Genomic DNA, 16,139 nt, shown 5'->3' on the forward strand with positions numbered 1-16,139 from the left:
CAAGCCAAAACCGCCATGAATAGCAAATACTGGGAAGAAGAAATAGAAACCATGCCGCGCGAACAACTTCGCCAGCTACAACTGCAGCGATTGAAAAAAACAATCGCAATTGCAGCCAATTCGCCTTTCTACAAAAAGGTTTTTCAAGAAAATAACATTACAGCAGACAGCATCAACTCCCTTGAAGACATACGTAAAATACCCTTTACAACCAAAGCAGACATGCGGGCCAACTATCCTTTCGGCCTGGTAGCTGGCAATATGCGTGAAGACGGGGTACGCATTCATTCCTCAAGTGGCACGACAGGAACCCCCACGGTTATTGTACATTCACAGCACGACCTGGATTCCTGGGCCAATCTGGTTGCCAGATGTTTGTATATGGTTGGTATCCGTAAAACTGACGTATTCCAAAACAGTTCGGGCTACGGCATGTTTACAGGCGGACTTGGTTTCCAATATGGTGCAGAACGTTTAGGCGCCCTAACTGTCCCTGCCGCAGCTGGAAACAGCAAGCGACAAATAAAGTTCATCACCGACTTCAAAACAACTGCCCTGCACGCCATTCCCAGTTATGCTATTCGACTGGCAGAAGTGTTCCAGTCCGAAGGTATTGATCCAACCAACACCAGTTTGAAAACATTGGTTATCGGAGCAGAACCACATACCGACGAACAACGAAAGAAAATCGAGCGGATGCTGGGAGTCAAAGCCTATAACAGTTTTGGAATGACAGAAATGAATGGTCCCGGCGTTGCATTCGAATGTACCGAACAAAACGGCATGCACTTCTGGGAAGATTGTTATCTCGTCGAAATCATCAATCCTGAGACAGGAGAACCCGTACCAGACGGTGAAATCGGTGAGCTGGTATTAACTACGCTCGACCGTGAAATGATGCCGTTAATACGCTATCGCACACGGGACCTCACACGCATCTTACCCGGAGAATGCCCTTGCGAACGAACTCACCTGCGAATAGACCGTATCAAAGGACGTAGCGACGATATGTTCATCATTAAAGGTGTCAATATCTTCCCCATGCAGGTTGAAAAAGTATTGGTTCAGTTCCCCCAACTTGGCAGCAACTACCTCATTACTTTGGATACGATAGACAATCAAGACGAGATGATTGTCGAAGTAGAACTCAGCGACCTCTCGACAGATAGTTACATCGAATTGGAGAAAGTACGAAAAGAGATAACCCGGCAACTCAAAGATGAGATATTGGTAACTCCCAAAGTAAAACTCGTAAAGAAAGGAACTCTTCCTCAAAGCGAAGGAAAAGCTGTCCGAGTAAAAGATTTGCGTAACAATAAATAAAAAGGAATAGATTCCCTCTTTTTTATCCGAACTTTTATTTTAGAATGCACGAATAACATGAATTAACACCCAAAGATCCCTTCCTTCATAGGTGAATTCTTGTTATTCGTGCCTAATAATATCTTTCACACTAAAATATTTAAAAACAACACTTTAGAGATTGGTGAAAGCATGAAAGCATATTTAAAGACGAAACAGTTATTAGAAATGTGTTCTCCCTAAACATCTACTTGAGAACGCTAAACATCTACTTGAGGAACGTAAAGTGGCACTTTAGAAACTCTAATTCCCCTTTACTACTTTTGAGAAAACAAGAAAAAGGAATGGCAACTAAATTACCATTCCTTTTTTTATAGAAAGCCGCACCGATGATGTGATGAAACTCCGATAGACATGATTTGAGTGCTCGTCCTCTTTGTAATCCACCGACTCAAAGGTTACCCCGAAGGGCGTGGCCCGCCATTGAGAATCGAAGCTTGTCTCGGTATTTCGTAAAATTTGATGAGTTTCCCGATCCAATCAATGCGGCTATTTTTTCTATAACAAAGGTAAGAAGTTTCTATGAAAGAAACAAGAAAAACATAAAAAAAGTGCTGGAAACTTCATAGGCTTCCAGCACTTCTATTAAGTTTTCAGTCTTTAATAGCTCATGCTGCCTTAACTTTAGCAACAATAGCCTTAAATGCTTCCGGATGATTAACAGCCAAATCGGCCAAAACCTTGCGGTTAATTTCGATTCCAGCTTTGTGCAAAGCACCCATCAGTTTAGAATAAGACATACCTTCCAAACGAGCTGCAGCATTGATTCGCTGAATCCACAAAGCACGGAAGTTTCTCTTCTTATTCTTGCGGTCACGGAACGCATAAGTTAAACCTTTCTCCCAAGTATTCTTGGCAACGGTCCAAACGTTCTTTCTTGCACCAAAGTAACCTCTGGTTAACTTCAAAATTTTCTTTCTTCTTGCTCTAGAAGCAACGTGATTTACTGATCTTGGCATAGTTTTTACTTGTTTTTGAATGTTAGCGCCATTGCTTCACGCAACAGTCTTCAAGCTAATGCATTCGGTTAATAACTTTAATTTCTTTAGCAGCTTTCTGATTACTTCATAGCCAAAAGCTCCTTAACCTGGCTTACGTTGGTGATATCAACCAATGCAGCGTGGCATAAGTTTCTTTTCTGCTTTTTCGTTTTCTTAGTCAAAATGTGACTGTGAAAAGCATGCTTTCTTTTGATTTTACCCGTTCCGGTAAGAGTAAATCTCTTTTTTGAACCGGAGTTAGTCTTGATCTTTGGCATCTTACTTATATTTAAATTATTAAAACTAGATGGCAACGCACTATACCGACGGCGTTACTCATTTTTTTCATTCTTCCGTTGTGTCAGAAGCAACCGACGGTTTAGGAGCAGCAGGCTTCTTTGCACCAGTCGCTTTCTTCGGCGAGAGCTGAATCGTCATACGCTTTCCTTCAAGAACAGGCATCTGATCTACTTTAGCATAGTCTTCCAAATCATTTGCAAAACGAAGCAATAAAACTTCACCTTGTTCTTTGAACAAAATGGAACGACCTTTGAAGAAAACATATGCCTTCACCTTATCACCATCTTCCAAAAAACCTTTGGCATGTTTCAACTTGAAGTTATAGTCATGGTCATCTGTCTGAGGACCAAAACGGATTTCCTTCACATTGACCTTAACCTGTTTGGCTTTCTGTTCCTTCTGACGTTTCTTCAGTTGGTAAAGGAATTTAGAGTAATCGATAATACGACAAACAGGGGGTTGTGCGTTGGGAGAAATCTCTACAAGGTCCGCTTCGTGTTCTTCGGCCAATTTCAAAGCCTGCGCTATCGGATACACTTTGCTTTCTACTTCATCGCCTACTATGCGGACTTCTTTGGCACGGATTTGCTCATTAATCCGATGTTGCCCTTTTAAGCTGTCATTCTTCATTAAATAACGTTTACTTCCTATTCGTTTTTTATTTGTTACTACTAAATTGGCCGCAAATTTACCACTTATTTATCATATTCTGAACTTCTTCACTGATTTTTTTAGCAAATTCTTCCACTTTCATCGTACCTTGGTCACCTTCACCTTGCTTACGTACAGAAACTTCGCCATTTTCAGCCTCTTTTTCGCCAACAACAAGCATATAAGGAATGCGTTTCATCTCGTTGTCACGAATCTTACGGCCGATCTTCTCGTTACGTTCATCCACAAGAGCACGGATATCATACTTCTTCAGTGCCAGACGCACTTCATTGGCGTAATCATTGAACTTCTCACTAATAGGCAGAATAGCAACCTGATCGGGAGTCAACCATAATGGGAATTTACCAGCTGTATGCTCAATAAGCACAGCGACGAAGCGTTCCATTGAACCAAAAGGTGCACGGTGAATCATCACAGGACGATGTTTCTGGTTGTCAGCACCCGTATATTCCAACTGGAAACGTTCAGGCAAGTTATAGTCTACCTGAATAGTACCCAACTGCCAACGGCGTCCAATGGCATCTTTTACCATAAAGTCAAGCTTCGGACCATAGAAAGCAGCTTCACCATATTCGATCTTCGCCTTCAAACCTTTTTCTTCACAGGCTTCGATAATAGCACGTTCTGCTTTCTCCCAGTTTTCATCGCTACCGATATATTTTTCACGATTTTCCTTGTCACGCAAAGAAATCTGTGCTTCGAAATTCTCAAAATTCATAGACTTGAACACAATGGAAATAATATCCATCACGCGCAAGAATTCATCCTTTACCTGATCAGGACGGCAGAACAAGTGCGCGTCATCCTGCGTAAAGCTACGTACACGAGTCAATCCATGCAGCTCACCACTTTGCTCATAACGACAAACCGTACCGAATTCAGCCAAACGCAAAGGCAGATCCTTGTACGAACGAGGTGAGTTCTTGTAAATCATACAGTGATGAGGACAGTTCATCGGCTTCAAGAAGTATTCTTCGCCTTCTTCAGGTGTATGGATAGGCTGGAAAGAGTCTTTTCCATACTTGGCATAGTGGCCAGAAGTAATATACAGAAGTTTGTTTCCGATAGGCGGACACATCACTTCCTGATAGTCATAACGAGCCTGGATACGACGCAAGAAATCCTGCAAACGGATACGCAAGGCTGTTCCTTTCGGCAACCACATCGGAAGACCTTTTCCTACAGTATCAGAGAACATGAACAAATCCATTTCTTTACCAATCTTACGATGGTCACGTTTCTTGGCTTCTTCCATCATCACCAAGTATTCGTCCAGCATCTTTTTCTTTGGGAAAGTGATACCATAAATACGTGTCATCATCTTACGATCTTCCTGCCCACGCCAATAAGCACCTGCTACAGAGGTCAGCTTGATGGCCTTAATAGGAGCCGTCGTCATCAAGTGCGGGCCACGACACAAATCTGTAAAGGAACCTTGTGTATAAGTTGTAATGTGACCATCTTCCAACTCAGAAATCAGTTCACACTTGTAGGTTTCACCACGATCACCAAATTTTTTCAAGGCATCTTCCTTCGAAATATCCTGGCGAACAACAGCCTCTTTCTTGGCGGCCAGTTCAGCCATTTTGCTTTCAATCGCAGGCAGATCAGCCTCTTTAATGGGTGTTTCACCCGGATCAACATCATAATAGAATCCGTTTTCGATTGCCGGACCTATACCAAACTGAATGCCGGGATAGAGTTCCTGCAAAGCTTCGGCCAGCAAGTGAGCACTGGTGTGCCAGAAGGCATGCTTACCTTGTTCATCTTCCCACTTATAGAGAACGAACTCGGCATCATTCTGAATGGGACGCCCCAAATCATAGATTTCACCGTTTACACCACAAGCCAAGACTTCTTGAGCTAGTCTTGAACTGATACTTTCTGCTATTTGCAAGCCGGTTACTCCTTCGTTGTATTCACGAACAGAGCCATCTGGGAATGTTATTTTTATCATAATGGTATGTATTTCAAATTCTGAACGCAAAAATAAAGATTTATTTTTTTAAAATCATCTATTTCACAAAAAATGTTATTCGCGGGTATTATCCGTAAAGCGTTTGATAATATTATAGGCAGAAACTACCCCCAGCTCACCAGCCTTACTCAAATCCAAAATACCCTGCTTGTTGTTGCCCAAAAAGATCTGAGTTAATCCACGATTGAAATAGGCCTCCGCGAATTCAGGATCCAGCTCAATAGCCTTATTATAATCTTCCAAAGCTGAACGATAATCCTTCAAGGCAGAAGAAACATTACCACGATTGTAGTATCCATAGACAAAGTCTGGAGCCAACTCTACGACCTTATCCAAGTCTTTCTTGACAACTTCATAATCAACAGCCGTTACCCCAGAATTCTGCTTGTCGGCAGTAGTCGACTGGATATTTCCTTCTGCCATAGCTTCAGCCTTCTTATAGTCAAGCTGTTTGTAGCGAACCAAAGCACGCATGAAATAAGCTGGAAAGAATTTTCCATCCAACAAAATGCTTTGCGTAAAATCGTCAATCGAGCTGTCAAAATCTTGTACCAGATAGAAATCGATACCACGTCCAAAACGTTTCATCGCATTCTGAGGCTCAGCTACAATATCGGATGTATGAGAATCGATCAACGCAAAATGATATTTAATCTGCTCCTCTGTCAACGGAGCTTCCATATTAGTGATGCGCAAAGGCTTCGGCAATTGCTTGGACAGATTCAACGCATCTATGAATTTATGGTAATGGACAGCTTTCTTTACTTCACTGATCTTTTCATAGTAGGTCAAAGCATACATTGGCTCCAACTTGACTACGACATTACGATCTTGTACACGTCCACGATAATCGCTTGTATATCGCTGAGTCATTTCAGAATCATCCGCAATCACTATCTTCCGATAGTTTTCCATATTCTTATCAGACTTTTTGCGCGTCTTTTCCTTGTCGGCATTATCAGCATCCGAAGTAGCATCGGCTACATCCTTTCCGTTATTCTTCTTTCCATTCAAACGATCCAGCTGAGCTTTCATAAGCTTGAATTCATCTTGCTCAGCTCCCTTGATATCGCCCACCTTACGACGTGCTTCAGCCCGATAATGATATCCAGTCAAGAAGTTTGGATACTCTTCAATCACTTTCGAATAGTCGCTGATAGCCCCCCGATAGTCGCCTGTCTGTGCACGCAACAAACCTCGGTTGAAAGCAGCCATCATGTTGTCTGGCTCCATTTCCAACACAAAATCGAAATCTTCAATGGCTCGGTTGTCGTCTCCGACTTGGGCACGTAGCAAACCTCGGTTGTAATGCCCGATAAAGTTATTGGGATCTATATCCAACGCCACATCATAATCCTGCATGGCTCCCCTCAAATTGTTCTGATGGAAACGAGCCAAAGCACGGTTGATGTAATTTCCTGCATTCTTGACACTCAGACGAATAGCCTGATCCAAATCGTTTTCAGCCTCTTTGTATTGTTTTTGCTGTAGTTTCACCAAAGCACGTGCACTCCAACCGTCAGCATCGTAACGATCCAGCTCTATGGCTTTGTCGAAATCCTTCAAGGCATTGATTGTATCATTTTGCCTCAGATTCACTTCACCACGCATCAGGTAAGCCCTCGTGTAACGAGGAGACACCGCCAACAATTTTTCCAAATCGTCCTTTGCTGAAGTATAATCTTCCTTCTGCATGTGACAAAGCGTCAAATTATGCCATAAGACGACATTTTCAGGCTCATATTTCAAAGCCATTCGATAATCTTCTATCGCTCCGTCAAAATTGTTCTGACGAATACGGGCAAGCCCTCTTATCTGATAAGCTCCCACGACAAAAGGATTTCGCCGAATTGCTTCATCACAATCGGCCTCAGCTCCCTGATAGTCTTCCAAATTTATCTTGGCCAAACCACGAAAGAAATACGGTTCGAACAAGTAGGGTTTGGCGCTGATTACCTGATTAAAATACTGAATAGAAAGTACATAATCCTCAAAATACAGCGCATTGCGAGCAATCATCATTACTCGCTCCGTATTAATTTGGGCATATAGCAATGCCGGGAAAAGCAAGATGGCTATCAGGAGTCGCTTCACCATTACAAAATTACAATTACAGTTATTTCACGGTCTTCACCTTATACGTGCAATGCGCCTTACCCTTAAGCAGGGAATTCAGCTTGCCTTTGATCATCTGCTTGCGCAAAGTAGACAAATGGTCAATGAACATCTTGCCTTCCAAGTGGTCGAACTCATGTTGCATGACACGGGCCAAATAGCCTTCAACGTCCTCTTCGTGTGCTTCCCAATTCTCGTCCATGTACTTCACACGAATCTTATCGCCTCGCTTCACGCTCTCATGAATGCCAGGCAAGCTCAGGCAACCTTCCTCCATCGAGACTTCTTCTCCCGACACTTCCAAAATATGAGGATTGATATAAGCCTTGCGGAAGCCTTTGAACTCTGGCAGATCATCGGACAAAACATCCAGATTGATGACAACCACACGAATAGGAAGTCCTACCTGAGGTGCAGCCAAACCAACCCCTTCGGCACGATCCATTGTCTCAAACATATTCGTAATAAGCTCCTTCAGATTGGGATAATCGGGAGTAATATCTTCAGCCACTTTTCTCAATACAGGCTGTCCATACGTATAAATAGGTAAAATCATGTTCTATTCTTTATTTAATAATCTGTCAAATGATGTTCTTCTGTTCTCCATATAACTCTGCAAAATGATGGTAGCACTGATTTCGTCGACCAGTGCCTTGTTCTGCCGGTCTTTCTTTTTCAAGCCGGCATCCAACATTGCCCGATGGGCCAAAACGGAAGTAAAACGCTCGTCCACGTACTCCACAGGTACATCAGGAAGTTTCTTTTGCAGAGAACGGACAAATGGCTCGATACGCTTCATGTTTTCCGAAGCCTCGTTGTTCATCTGTTTGGGAAGACCGACCAGAATACGTTCGACCGGTTCCTTGGACACATAGTCAAGGATGAAAGCAAGCAGTTCATGAGTCGGTACCGTTGTCAATCCGTTCGCTATCAGCTGCAGGGTATCAGTCACCGCTATCCCCGTACGCTTCTTTCCATAATCTATCGCAAGCAATCTTCCCATATCGGCCACAAAAATACAACTTTAATTGTTTCTGCCAAACAATCAATAGACGAGTTTAACATTGTCTATCCAAAGCGAATTGCCTGGCGAACCGATATAAGCACCGCCATGACTGGACGTGAACTGAAGTACCATATGGGTAGGTACGTCGTCTTCCGTCCCCCATGCCACCTCGTGGATAGGTACGCTCTCCCCCTTGCTATTCATGGCATAACGTTCTTCTACCTGCAGGCGCATCATGTGAGCCTTATAGTTAGGATTGCCTGTAATGTCGCCATACATGATGTCGTAAGTAACATTATTTTTCCAATCGGGTGTCGTCGTATAGTAGCGCACTACCATTGTACCTACACGCTTGGCGTAGATGTTGCCGTCCTTATCTTCCCAACGCTTCTGTAACAAAAGAATAGCAGCTGGAAAATCTTTTCCTTCGACATCGGTTATACGGCTAAAGCCTGTAGCGCGAATACGCTTCTCGCGGTCGGACATCTTGACTTTATAGTCAAATTGGATGGCTACTGGCTTTTTAGTGAAAGGAATGCCCGAATTCAACATTTTCTGTGGGTTTTGCGTTCCTTTGATCGGCTCGTGCACATCGCCCAAAAATATGGAGCCGGCGGCAAGCACCGTTATATTCACCAATCCGAAAACCTTGACGCTCTCCATACGTGTATCAAGACGGGCACAGTAGCCGTCGCCTCTCTTCTCAGGAAATACAGAAGTGTTGGTTTTGGTGATACCTGCCACCTTGGCCATGACATTGGAAGTAGCCCAAGGCGAACCTCCCATATTAGTGTATGGTTCGTCACCTACTATGGTCTTTGTAGGGCCGATGGCATAGACATGCTTGGTAGCCCCACCGATAATACCTGATTCCTTAATCTGACGGTCCACCCATTGATCCATGTCACCAAAAGAAATGGGTTCTACATGAGGTTGGGCTACAGCTCTCCCACTCCACAAGGAGGCAACGCAGATCACTATATACAACAAACATTTTCTACACATCATCTTTTTACCTTTTCCTATTTTATAACTCGTACTCCCACTGCTCCAATGCAAAGCCCCAGTTCTCCTGAACCAAATGCACCGTGCGGTCATCGTACTTGTATTTGTTCTTCTTGTACCCCTTCTTGCCTCCCACATATTTCTCGATGTCGGCGCGAGCTTCCGTAAAGCCAGGGATGGACAATGCCTGATAGATATGCTCCGTCATGCCCATAGCGTCGGCCTCGAAGTCCTCGAACTTCACCTCAATCAGGTTGCCGGCAGGGATGCAACCCTTGTCCGCCTCGTACTTGTGATACAACTTGGCATAGATGGAAAGGATGTTCTTTTCCAACTCTTCGTTGCTGATATCCTGAAGCTTCAAGGGTTGGATGGTATTGGTGAAGAAGCTGCGCGTACTCTCGAACACTGTATAGGGATTGCGCATCAGGTAGATGAACTTGGCGTTGGGGAACATCTTGACCAGCTCTTTCACGCGGCCCGTATGGGGAGGATTCTTGCTCAAGAACTGGGTGCCGTGCGTATTCCACAAGGATATCTTGATGAGTTTCACAAAGACTTCCTCGAACACCTTCAGCTCTTCATCCGTAATGTCGTCGAAGAGGAGGTACTTGTCGGCATACTCCTGCATGTGCTTGGGCAGGAACCAGAAGTTGTAATAGGTGTAGGGCATCATGTTGGCCAGCGCGAACTCCTCTTCCTGAGGCAGGTCGACGGCCAGTTCCATGTTGTCGGTCGGACGCTTGTCGGGCATCAGCCAACTCATGTTCTTCTTGAAGAAGGGCTGCCCCCACATCATCAGGTGTGGGAAAACGGTCTGATAGGTGGTGTTGTAGCCGAAGTGCTTGTCGCACGAAAAGACGTTGTGCACAAACGTCGTACCGCTCCGCCAATGCCCCAAGATGAACACAGGATCGTGCTCCAGCGGCTTGTCGGCCAATAGTTTTTGGTACTTTCGGTCCTGCAACGACACCAGCGTGGAAAGCAGGCGGCACACGGCCTTCGTCAGACGATACTTTCCTTTGTAGGAAGCGTCGATGGTACGGCCGGCGGTTATCTGGTTGAAGGTCTTCCAATCGGCTCCCACCAGCGTATTGATGGGAAGCTTGTTAAATTCTAATAAACCCATATCTTTTTCTCAAATATTCACTCATTATTTCACTTCCGATGCCATGCCTTGAAGAAAGCAATGTTTTCTCCACAAGAAAACAGCCTTTTCTCCAAGGGAAAGCATCCTTTTATTTTGTGCTACTCAGAGGAGCGTTTTCCTCATTTCACCACTTTCACGCCCAATCCCTGGCGTTCGAGTTCCTTCACGGCCTTCTCTATCGCCTCGTAATGTTCGGGAGCGATGCCCAGCTTCACAAGGTCGAGCACGGGCAGTTCTTCGCCCTGATGCATATCCTTGCTCTCCACGCGGTCGATAATCATGCCGACGGCGCTGGTATTGTTGGTGATAGGGTCAATCAGGATGAACGCCCCCGTCGCCTTGTTCTGCTTGTAAGGATCGAAGAACAGCTCCTTGGCCGTGGTGAATACTACGCGAGCTATCTGATTGAGCTGCATGGGGAGTGTTTCCCGCGTCAGCTTGCCATTCTCCAAAGAGAGGTGCTCCATGGTGTTGACGTCCACCTTGTACTTGATGGTGTCGATGTGCGTACGGCTCAGGTTGGTAGTTTGCTTGATGAAGAAGGACTTGTTGGCGTCCATCGGCTCCTCGTCCATCCACACGAGCATGGCCTCGAAGTTGCGGTCTTCCATCGGCAGGTTGTCCGGATGTACCAGCATCTCGCCTCTGGATACATCAATCTCGTCTTCCAAAGTCAGCGTCACCGACTGGGGCGGGAAGGCATAATCCAGCTCGCCGTCATAGGTCACGATGCTCTTGATGCGCGACTTCTTGCGCGAAGGCAATGCCATCACCTCGTCGCCCTTGCGGATGACACCCGAAGCTACCTTGCCACAGAAACCACGGAAGTCGAGGTTGGGGCGAAGTACGTATTGGACGGGGAAGCGGAAGTCGTTGAAATTGTGGTCGTTGTCGATGTGGACGGTCTCCAGAAAGTCGAGCAGCGACGTGCCTTTATACCAAGGCGTACGCTCCGACTTGGTCACCACGTTGTCGCCGTCGAGTGCAGACAAGGGGATGCAAGTCACATCGGGGATGCCCAACGGAGCGACAAACTCCTTGTAAACGGATACAATCTCGTTGAAACGCTCCTCGGAGAAATCTACCAAGTCCATCTTGTTCACGGCCAAAACGACGTGCTTAATGCCCAGCAGAGACACCAGGAAGGTGTGTCTACGCGTCTGGGTGATGACACCCGTACGTGCATCCACAAGGATAATGGCAAGATTGGCCGTCGAGCCGCCCGTAATCATGTTGCGCGTATATTGCTCGTGCCCCGGCGTGTCGGCAATGATGAACTTGCGGTTGTTGGTCGAGAAGTAGCGGTAGGCCACGTCGATGGTGATACCCTGTTCACGCTCGGCTTTCAATCCGTCCAGCAGAAGGGCGTAGTCGATGTGATCGCCAGCGTTACCCATACGCTTGCTGTCGCGCTCCAAGGCGTCCAGCTGGTCTTCGTACAATTTCTTGCTATCGAACAACAAGCGTCCTATCAGGGTGGACTTACCGTCGTCCACCGACCCTGCCGTCAGAAAGCGAAGCAAGTCTTTCTGTTCATCCTTGTCCAGAAAGGCCTTTATATCCAATTTATTGTTGTCCATTGTCTTCAAAATCCTTAATCATTCGTTTAAAAATATCCTTCACGCTTCTTCTGCTCCATGCTGGCTTCCTGGTCGAAGTCGATGACACGCGTGGTACGTTCGCTCTTGGTAGTGGTCATCATCTCCTCCACAATCTTTTCGATGGTGTCGGCTTCGCTCTCCACGGCGCCTGTCAACGGCCAGCAACCCAAGGTGCGGAAACGCACCATACGCATCTGTATCTTGTCACGATACTGCTCGGGCAGGCGGTCGTCGTCGGCCATAATCAGGTTACCGTCTATCTCTACGCAAGGTCTTTCCTTAGCAAAGTAGAGCGGCACAATGGGGATATTCTCCAGGCGGATGTATTGCCAGATGTCCAGCTCCGTCCAGTTGCTCAAAGGGAATACGCGGATGCTCTCGCCCTTGTGGACACGTGCGTTGTAGATGTCCCACAATTCAGGACGCTGGTTCTTGGGGTCCCACTGGTGGAAACGGTCGCGAAAAGAGAAGATACGTTCCTTGGCACGCGACTTTTCCTCATCACGACGGGCGCCACCAAAGGCGGCATCAAACTTATACTTATCGAGTGCGTGAAGCAGAGCCTGCGTCTTCATCAGGTCAGTATGCACCTTGCTACCATGCGTAAAGGGGCCTACCCCCGCCTTGAAGGCTTCCATATTGCTCTCTACAATCAGGTTCCATCCGTATTTCTTGGCATATTCGTCGCGGAACTGAATCATTTCCTTGAACTTCCACTTGGAGTCGATGTGCATCAAGGGGAAGGGCACCTTGCCCGGATAGAAGGCCTTCTCGGCCAGACGCACCATCACGGACGAATCCTTGCCGATGCTATAGAGCATCACAGGATTCTCGAACTCGGCCGCCACCTCACGAATGATATGAATGGACTCGGCTTCGAGTTCCTTCAAATGACTAAGTTTGTACTCTTCTTTCATCTTTCTATCTTATTTCTTCTGAATTCTGGGTAATATGAGTTCTAACAGTTTGTGAACGGATTCTTCCAAGGAAAGCACCGACGTGTCGAGCGTCAACGCAGGATGTTCAGGCGCTTCGAAAGGAGCGGAAATACCCGTAAAGTTCTTGATTTCGCCCCGACGCGCCTTGGCATAAAGGCCTTTCACGTCGCGACGTTCGCATTCCTCAATGGGAGTGCTGACATATACTTCCACAAAATCGTCCCTGCCGATGATATCGGCCGCCATCTCGCGGATGTCGTTGCTGGGGCTGATGAAGGCGGCAATGGTGATAATGCCTGTATCAACAAAGAGTTTGGACACTTCGGCTATGCGACGGATATTCTCCACACGGTCGGCTTCGGAAAAACCCAAGTTGTTATTGATGCCGCTACGGATGTTGTCTCCGTCCAAGATGCGGCACAGAAGTCCACGCTGATGCAGCTCGCGCTCCAAAGCAATGGCAATGGTACTCTTGCCCGAACCGCTCAGGCCGGTGAACCAGATCATCAGGCCCCGCTGGCCCAGCAGTTTCTCCTTGTCTGCCCGCGCCAGCATCTTATCAAATATCGGATAAATATGTTCCATATATTATATAATAGGTGTAAACGGCCAAATCAACGGAATCAGTCCCACGGAAATAATCATCACTATCAAATCCATCGGAAGGCCCACTTTCACAAAGTCCGTAAACTTATAGTTGCCCGCGCCCTGCACAATCAGGTTCGTCTGATAGCCAATGGGCGTGGCAAATCCGGCAGAAGCGGCAATACAGATAGCTATGAAGAACGGCATGGGGTCTACCCCAAACTTAGCTGCCGTCTCCAGCGCCAACGGGAAGGCCAAGGCGGCCGCGGCATTGTTCGTTATCAGTTCCGTAATGAGCAGCGTCACCAGGTACAGCAGTCCCAAAGCGCCCCAAGCCCCCAAAGAGCCGGACACACTCTTGATGAAGTCGGCAATCAGCGCTGCCAGCCCGGATTCTTCCATCGCCGCACTGATGGCAAAGGCACAGGCAATGGTAATCAGGATGTCCCAACTGATATATTTGGTATATTTCTTGGGCGGAAACATCTTCAGCCAAGCCATCACCACGGCCGTGACGGCAGCAAAGAAGAACATGTCCATCTTTACATTAGGAAAATGTTCCTGGAAATAAGGCAGTTCTCCAATGGTTGCCCCCACAATCATGATAATAAGCAGGGCAAACGCTGTCCACTTCTTCCACGACGGCACCGGATTGGTTGGAATCTCCTGCCCGTTGGTCATCATCAGGAAGACGGACGAATCGCCCCAAGTCTTCGTAAAGGCATCGTCAGCCAGAAGTACCAGCGTATCCCCTTCCTGCAAGCGCACCTCGCCCAGATTGTCGGTAATCACCTGTCCGTTCTGGCGGATTTCCTTCACCTCCGCACCATAGCGGCGCTTGAAGTCAAACGTCTTCAGCTTGCGTTTCAAGCCCGGGAAGCGGGAAGCCAAGACTACTTCCACCACATGACGCCCCGTGTCTTCTGCCGTCTCGCTCTCTTCCTCCTCAAAATTGTCCGGACGCTCGGCCGGAAGCAGTTTCTTGGAAGTCAAAATGATAAAGGCCAAGCCCGCCACCGTGATGGGGATGCCGATATAGGCCAGATCAAACATCTTCAACCCCTCCATCCCCTTGTCAATCATCATGCCGTGCACCACGAGGTTGGTAGACGTGCCTATCAGCGTGCACAGGCCACCCAGTATCGTGGCGTAGGACAGCGGTATCAGGAACTTTGTGCAGGACAAGCCTACCCGCTTCGACCAGTTCTTCAAGATGGGAGCAAAGATGACCACCACCGGCGTATTGTTGAGGAAGGCAGAAAAAGCACTTACGATGGGCAGAATGCGCAACTGCGCTTTGGTGACGGAAGTGCCCTTCTCCGGCAAGAGCTTTTTGACCACGGCACTCAATGCCCCGCTCTGCCGGATGCCCTCGCTGACCAGGAACAACAAAGCCACGGTGATCATGCCCCGGTTGCTGAATCCGGCCACCATCTGCTTGGGCGTGATGATGCCCGCCACCATGAACAACACTACCAAGCTCAGCAACACGATGCCCGGACGCATCTTGTCGAGTATCAAGGCGGCTACCATGCCTACCAATCCTAATAATACAAGTACAATCTCAAAAGTCATCATCCAGTCTTCATTTATGTCCGACATGCTTCGGCTCTACAATGAACCATGGATTCAGCAAGTCTTCCTTATTATAACTCAATGGTATATCCATTCCTGCCCGATAGACCTCCATACCAGCTGCACGCGCAATGGCATGTCCTGCAGCCGTGTCCCACTCCATTGTTGGGGCAAAACGCGGATAAACATCTGCTACACCTTCGGCCACCAGGCATATCTTGATGGAACTTCCACTCGAAATCAGTTCTATATTCGGATGAATAGCTCTAGCTTCTTCAACAAACTTTTCCGTTTCGGGCGTAGAATGCGAACGTGAAGCGACAATCACATATTTATCATGTTCCGCTTCAATCGGCAAACGAACAGCCTTTGCAATCAATTCCTTCAATGAAGCATCTCCACGCGATGTCACATCCGTCAATTTATAAGCGCCCAATCCTTCCATGGCAAAATAAAGAATATGCTTCACCGGCAAGTAAATAACTCCCATGCGAGGAATGGAATCCTGAACAAAAGCGATATTAACAGTAAATTCACCATTACGTTTAATAAATTCCTTTGTACCGTCCAACGGATCAACAATCCATAACTCTTTCCACGACTTACGTTCCTCATAGGACTTCGATTTACCCTCTTCGCTCAAGACAGGGAACGGAGTATCGGCCAACAACCGACAAATGACCTCATGAGCCGCGCGGTCGGCAATAGTCAACGGCGAATTATCCGCTTTCTTTTCTACCTGAAAATCAGAATTCGGATCATTATAAATGGAAAGAATTTTCTCACCTGCCGCCAAAGCAGCATCAATAGCCTTTAATATATATTGTTGATCCATACCATTTTTATTAAAGATACAATATAAGGTTACAAAG

15 protein-coding genes are annotated in these 16,139 nt (G+C 46.6%); 1 reads left to right on the plus strand and 14 read right to left on the minus strand.

The window, feature by feature from the left end:
* Positions 1–15: 15 nt before the first annotated feature.
* Positions 16–1,323 carry a phenylacetate--CoA ligase gene (locus BQ8005_RS06060; protein WP_075317435.1) on the plus strand — a complete coding sequence of 436 codons (1,308 nt, stop codon included), beginning with the start codon at positions 16–18 and terminating at the stop codon, positions 1,321–1,323.
* Positions 1,324–1,970: 647 nt separating this feature from the next.
* On the opposite strand, the gene rplT is transcribed toward BQ8005_RS06060, so the two are convergent.
* From rplT to cysQ, 14 genes are all read right to left on the minus strand, one after another.
* Entirely contained in the window at positions 1,971–2,321 is a 351-nt protein-coding gene (gene rplT, locus BQ8005_RS06065) for a 50S ribosomal protein L20 (RefSeq protein WP_021847603.1), read from the minus strand.
* Positions 2,322–2,422: 101 nt separating this feature from the next.
* A complete protein-coding gene (rpmI, locus tag BQ8005_RS06070) occupies positions 2,423–2,620 on the minus strand; it encodes a 50S ribosomal protein L35 (protein WP_021847604.1) in 198 nt (65 codons plus the stop codon).
* Between the two features lie 67 nt (positions 2,621–2,687).
* Positions 2,688–3,272, minus strand: a complete 585-nt coding sequence (gene infC, locus BQ8005_RS06075) for a translation initiation factor IF-3 (protein ID WP_075317436.1) — start codon at positions 3,270–3,272, stop codon at positions 2,688–2,690.
* 58 nt (positions 3,273–3,330) lie between these two features.
* Entirely contained in the window at positions 3,331–5,271 is a 1,941-nt protein-coding gene (gene thrS / locus BQ8005_RS06080) for a threonine--tRNA ligase (protein WP_075317437.1), read from the minus strand.
* A 75-nt stretch (positions 5,272–5,346) separates the two neighbouring features.
* A complete protein-coding gene (locus BQ8005_RS06085) occupies positions 5,347–7,389 on the minus strand; it encodes a tetratricopeptide repeat protein (protein WP_075317438.1) in 2,043 nt (680 codons plus the stop codon).
* A 19-nt stretch (positions 7,390–7,408) separates the two neighbouring features.
* On the minus strand, positions 7,409–7,963 hold the full coding sequence (gene def / locus BQ8005_RS06090) for a peptide deformylase (RefSeq protein WP_021847608.1): 555 nt from the start codon (positions 7,961–7,963) through the stop codon (positions 7,409–7,411).
* Positions 7,964–7,966: 3 nt separating this feature from the next.
* Entirely contained in the window at positions 7,967–8,410 is a 444-nt protein-coding gene (gene ruvX / locus BQ8005_RS06095) for a Holliday junction resolvase RuvX (RefSeq protein ID WP_075317439.1), read from the minus strand.
* A 42-nt stretch (positions 8,411–8,452) separates the two neighbouring features.
* The gene (locus BQ8005_RS06100) at positions 8,453–9,418 is read right to left on the minus strand and encodes a PCMD domain-containing protein (RefSeq protein ID WP_021847610.1); all 966 of its coding nucleotides are present in this window, start codon (positions 9,416–9,418) and stop codon (positions 8,453–8,455) included.
* 22 nt (positions 9,419–9,440) lie between these two features.
* Positions 9,441–10,547, minus strand: a complete 1,107-nt coding sequence (locus BQ8005_RS06105) for a sulfotransferase family protein (RefSeq protein ID WP_075317441.1) — start codon at positions 10,545–10,547, stop codon at positions 9,441–9,443.
* A gap of 140 nt (positions 10,548–10,687) precedes the next feature.
* Positions 10,688–12,148: a sulfate adenylyltransferase subunit CysN gene (cysN, locus tag BQ8005_RS06110; protein ID WP_075317442.1), complete on the minus strand. Its 1,461-nt coding sequence runs from the start codon at positions 12,146–12,148 to the stop codon at positions 10,688–10,690.
* 26 nt (positions 12,149–12,174) lie between these two features.
* The gene (gene cysD, locus BQ8005_RS06115; RefSeq protein ID WP_021847613.1) at positions 12,175–13,086 is read right to left on the minus strand and encodes a sulfate adenylyltransferase subunit CysD; all 912 of its coding nucleotides are present in this window, start codon (positions 13,084–13,086) and stop codon (positions 12,175–12,177) included.
* A 9-nt stretch (positions 13,087–13,095) separates the two neighbouring features.
* Entirely contained in the window at positions 13,096–13,692 is a 597-nt protein-coding gene (gene cysC, locus BQ8005_RS06120) for an adenylyl-sulfate kinase (RefSeq protein ID WP_075317443.1), read from the minus strand.
* Positions 13,693–13,695: 3 nt separating this feature from the next.
* Positions 13,696–15,267 (minus strand): SLC13 family permease, encoded by a 1,572-nt coding sequence (locus BQ8005_RS06125; RefSeq protein ID WP_075318988.1) that lies wholly within the window; start codon positions 15,265–15,267, stop codon positions 13,696–13,698.
* Between the two features lie 10 nt (positions 15,268–15,277).
* Complete coding sequence (gene cysQ / locus BQ8005_RS06130; RefSeq protein ID WP_075317444.1) at positions 15,278–16,102, minus strand: 3'(2'),5'-bisphosphate nucleotidase CysQ; 825 nt, start codon at positions 16,100–16,102, stop codon at positions 15,278–15,280.
* Positions 16,103–16,139: the final 37 nt, after the last annotated feature.

The organism is Bacteroides togonis (genome assembly GCF_900130135.1).
In the GTDB taxonomy this organism is placed as follows: domain Bacteria; phylum Bacteroidota; class Bacteroidia; order Bacteroidales; family Bacteroidaceae; genus Bacteroides; species Bacteroides pullorum.

Excerpts from the sequence above, each read along its gene's own strand:
- cysQ (WP_075317444.1), bottom strand. The coding sequence starts at position 16,102 with ATGGATCAACAATATATATTAAAGGCTATTGATGCTGCTTTGGCGGCA.
- cysC (WP_075317443.1), bottom strand. The coding sequence starts at position 13,692 with ATGGAACATATTTATCCGATATTTGATAAGATGCTGGCGCGGGCAGAC.
- BQ8005_RS06125 (WP_075318988.1), bottom strand. The coding sequence starts at position 15,267 with ATGACTTTTGAGATTGTACTTGTATTATTAGGATTGGTAGGCATGGTA.
- thrS (WP_075317437.1), bottom strand. The coding sequence starts at position 5,271 with ATGATAAAAATAACATTCCCAGATGGCTCTGTTCGTGAATACAACGAA.
- cysD (WP_021847613.1), bottom strand. The coding sequence starts at position 13,086 with ATGAAAGAAGAGTACAAACTTAGTCATTTGAAGGAACTCGAAGCCGAG.
- cysN (WP_075317442.1), bottom strand. The coding sequence starts at position 12,148 with ATGGACAACAATAAATTGGATATAAAGGCCTTTCTGGACAAGGATGAA.
- ruvX (WP_075317439.1), bottom strand. The coding sequence starts at position 8,410 with ATGGGAAGATTGCTTGCGATAGATTATGGAAAGAAGCGTACGGGGATA.
- def (WP_021847608.1), bottom strand. The coding sequence starts at position 7,963 with ATGATTTTACCTATTTATACGTATGGACAGCCTGTATTGAGAAAAGTG.
- rplT (WP_021847603.1), bottom strand. The coding sequence starts at position 2,321 with ATGCCAAGATCAGTAAATCACGTTGCTTCTAGAGCAAGAAGAAAGAAA.
- BQ8005_RS06085 (WP_075317438.1), bottom strand. The coding sequence starts at position 7,389 with ATGGTGAAGCGACTCCTGATAGCCATCTTGCTTTTCCCGGCATTGCTA.
- rpmI (WP_021847604.1), bottom strand. The coding sequence starts at position 2,620 with ATGCCAAAGATCAAGACTAACTCCGGTTCAAAAAAGAGATTTACTCTT.
- infC (WP_075317436.1), bottom strand. The coding sequence starts at position 3,272 with ATGAAGAATGACAGCTTAAAAGGGCAACATCGGATTAATGAGCAAATC.
- BQ8005_RS06105 (WP_075317441.1), bottom strand. The coding sequence starts at position 10,547 with ATGGGTTTATTAGAATTTAACAAGCTTCCCATCAATACGCTGGTGGGA.
- BQ8005_RS06100 (WP_021847610.1), bottom strand. The coding sequence starts at position 9,418 with ATGTGTAGAAAATGTTTGTTGTATATAGTGATCTGCGTTGCCTCCTTG.
- BQ8005_RS06060 (WP_075317435.1), top strand. The coding sequence starts at position 16 with ATGAATAGCAAATACTGGGAAGAAGAAATAGAAACCATGCCGCGCGAA.